Here is a 3,122-nt window from a genome sequence, read left to right as displayed (position 1 = left end):
CTACGCTGAACAACGAGCTTCCCCCTCTACCGGGTGGTCGGGAGGGTGGGCTGGGAGAGGGGGATCGAGGGGGTGAGGGCTCCGGCATCCCGGCCGATCAACAAGTGGGTCCCCCTTGAGGAACTCGCTGGGCAACAAGGACCGTCGGCGGTGGACCGTCGGGAGTCGGGTCCTGCGGGTGGCCCGGCAGCCCAGGCCATCCTCGGATCCCGCTCCCTCCTCACGGCCGCTGGCTCGGCGGGACCGCTGGGGAGGGGCCGAGCGTTGGTGGAGTCGAATTTTGGGCTGGAGAACCGGGGATCCACGAGCCGATCAACAAGTGGGTCCCCCCTGCGCCCCCCCTACTCCGCAGCCTCCTCCGGCACCAAAATCACCGGCACTTCCGCCTCCCGGGCCAGCTGGTTGAGCTGCGGGAGCTCCTCGTTCCAGATCGTCTCCAGTGCGGCCAGGTGCTCCTTGATGGCGGCGGTGAGCTCGTCGCGGACCTCTAGCATCGAGGCCGTGGGAGCGTTGTCGCCGAAGGAGGCTAGGCGCAGGAGGTTGGAGAGCTTGTCGTTGAGGCGGATGGGGTAGTTGAGGGGATCTTGGGGGCTCTGATTCTTCGTCTGATAGAGCGCCTTCTCGTGGGTGTCCAGGTGCTCCAACACCTCGTCCACGGCGGCGGTGAGCTCCTTCGGCGCGGTCACCGAGCTCTTCTCGAGGCGTTGCTCCAGGCCTTTCAGCTGCTCCCGCACCGTGCGTACCTTGCCGATGGCCTGGTGGGTGCGGGTGAGCTGGTCGCGCACCGAGATCAGGAAATCGAATTGCGCCTGCCGGTCCTCGGGGCTCGCCGAGCTGCGGGGGTCGGCGAGGACCTCGAAGGGAGCCTCGGCGCTCCAGTCGCCGACCTCCAGCCGCGCCGTGTAGGTGCCGGGGACGGCCCGGGGGCCTTGCAGGTTGCGATTCCACAGCACCAGGCCGGGGAAGGACTCGGCGCCGGGGTAGCGCAGATCCCATACGAAGTGGTTAGCTCCTTCCTCCAGCTCTAGCTCCGCGAGCTCGGTAGCCCCGGGATCCGGGCGCTCGTCGGCGCCCTGCCCCGGCTGCCCTTTGGGTGGAGCCGGAGTGAAGGTGCGGACGACGGTGCCGTCGGCCTCCAGGATTTGCATCCGCACCGCCGGGGAGGAATCCTCCGCCTTCAGATCCTCCTCCTCGCCGCTCGCTTCCGTGGCTTCTGACGAGGTGCCCTCCGAGGAAGGCAACTCCGGTACCTCCGGCAGATAGAAGTGGATCACCGCCCCCGCCGGCGGGTTGGTGCCATTGGGGCCGGGGTCTTCAGCTTGGCCACCGGGCAGGCGATAGGCCGGGCGGGGGGTGAAGAGGTGGGCCGGAGCGCCGCCGTCGACGGCCTGCCGGGCTTCCGCCAGCTGGTGTAGGGGCGTCAGGTCGTCGAGGATCCAATAGCCTCGGCCCTGGGTGGCGGCGATGAGGTCCTGCTCCTTCACCGCCAGATCGGTGACCGGGGCCAGGGGCAGCTCCAGCTGCAGACTCTGCCAGCTGCCGCCGTCATCGAAGCTGACATAGACGCCGTTCTCCGTGCCGGCGTAGAGCAGCCCCGGGCGGTACGGGTCGGCCCGCACCACCCGGGTGAAGTGGTGGCGGGGGATGCCGGCGTCGATGCGCTGCCAGGTAGCGCCGTAGTCGAGGGTGCGGAAGAGGTAGGGCTCGAAGTCGTCCAGCTTGTAGCGGGTGCCGGCGAGGTAGAGACCGCCGGGCTCCGTGGGGTGGGCCTCGATGCTGTTGATCTGAGTCCACTCCGGCAGGCCCGGGGGGGTGACTTCCTGCCAGCTCTCGCCGTCGTTGCGGGAGACGTGTACCAGGCCGTCGTCGGAGCCCGCCCATAGCACTCCCGGTTCGTGGGGTGATTCGAGGGCGGCGAAGATGGTGGCGTAGTACTCGACGCTGGTGTTGTCCTTGGTGATGGGGCCGCCGGAGGGGCCCTGCTTGCTCTTGTCGTCGCGGGTCAGATCTGCGCTCAGCTGCTCCCAGGTCTCGCCCCCGTCGCGGCTGCGGAAGAGGACGTTGGCGGCGGCGTAGAGTGTGTCCGCATCGTGGGGGGAGAAGAAGAGGGGGAAGTTCCACTGGAAGCGGTATTTGAGCTCCGCCGCTCCCCAGCCCATGGGATCGTCGGGCCATACGTTGACCAGCCGGCGCTCGCCGGTACGGTGATTCACGCGCATCAGAAAGCCGCCGTAGGAACCGCCGTAGACTACGTCCGGATCGTCCGGCTTGGCGACGATGTGGCCGCTCTCGCCGCCGGCGGTGGGTTCCCAATCCCGCGGGCCGATGAAGCCGCGGTCGGCGGAGCGGGAGCGGATGCGCACCGCCGAGTTGTCCTGCTGCCCCCCCAGCAGTCGGTAGGGGAAGTCGTTGTCCACCGACACCCGGTACATCTGGGCGGTGGGTTGGTTGGCCTGGGTGGACCAATGCTCGCCGCCGTCGTAGCTGACGTTGGCGCCGCCGTCGTTGGCTTCCACCATGCGGCGGGGATCCTCCGGCGCGATCCACAGGTCGTGGTTGTCGCCGTGGGGCGTGGGGATCTGGCTGAAGGTGCGGCCGCCGTCCTGGGAGCGGTGGAAGCGCACGTTGACCACGTACACCGCCTCCTCGTCACCGGGGTCGGCGTAGATGCGGGTGTAATACCAGGCCCGCTGGCGCAGATCCCGCTGCTGGTTGGTGCGGGTCCAGGTCTCGCCACCGTCTCGGGAGCGGAAGACGCCGCCCTCGTCGGCCTCGACGATGGCGTAGAGGTTCTCCGGATTGGTGGGGGAGACGGTGATGCCGATGATCCCCACCGGCCCCACGGGCAGGCCCTCGTTGGCGGTGAGCTCCTGCCAGCTGTCCCCGCCGTCGGTGCTCTTCCACAGCCCCGAGCCCTCACCGCCGCTCTCCAGGCTCCAGGGCGTGCGGCGCACGCGCCAGAAGCTGGCGTAGAGGATGCGCGGGTTGGTGGGATCCATGGCCAGGTCCACGGCGCCGGCGTCGGGGTTGACGAAGAGGATGCGCTCCCAGGTCGTGCCGCCGTCTTTGGAACGGTAGACGCCGCGCTCCTCGTTGGGGCCGTAGAGGTGCCCCAGCACCGC

General features: G+C 69.0%; 1 protein-coding gene. It reads right to left on the bottom strand.

All coding sequences use genetic code 11. The annotated features are described in order from the left end of the window. Positions 1-341: 341 nt before the first annotated feature. Positions 342-3,122 (bottom strand): glycosyl hydrolase (locus SX243_25635; protein ID MDY7096372.1); only part of this gene is annotated, 2,781 nt, incomplete at its 5' end.

It is taken from the genome of Acidobacteriota bacterium (assembly GCA_034211275.1).
Lineage (GTDB): Bacteria > Acidobacteriota > Thermoanaerobaculia > Multivoradales > JAHZIX01 > JAGQSE01.
Note: the sequence above shows the minus strand (reverse complement) of the source record. Positions and strands in the feature narration are given on the sequence as shown.